Annotated in this window: 1 protein-coding gene; it reads right to left on the reverse strand. The window is 68.2% G+C overall.

Annotation, left to right across the window (positions count from 1 at the left end; translation table 11 throughout):
* A partial coding sequence (locus KVS71_RS18595) for a hypothetical protein (protein ID WP_217585274.1) occupies positions 1-192 on the reverse strand: 192 nt, incomplete at its 3' end.
* Positions 193-239: the final 47 nt, after the last annotated feature.

Consider the following 239-nt stretch of genomic DNA (forward strand, 5'->3'; position numbering starts at 1 on the left):
AGCCCTCGTCGGCCTGGCGACGCGTCCGCCGTACGGCGACCAGGAGGCGACCTCGGTGTCGTCGTACAGCACCACGAGTACGTTCTGCGCTCCGTCCGGTGCCTTCCGCAGCTCGTACGGCGACCAGCCGGGACGGGAGTCGCGGACGTCCAGCGAGATCTCGCCCGAGAAGTCTGGGTTGAATTCCGACATCGTCTCCCCTTCGTTCTGGGCGGGCCCGCGCTCTCCTCGGTCTGTGT

Origin of the sequence: Microbacterium sp. GbtcB4, from assembly GCF_019091465.1 — a bacterium.
GTDB classification, from domain to species: domain Bacteria; phylum Actinomycetota; class Actinomycetes; order Actinomycetales; family Microbacteriaceae; genus Microbacterium; species Microbacterium paraoxydans.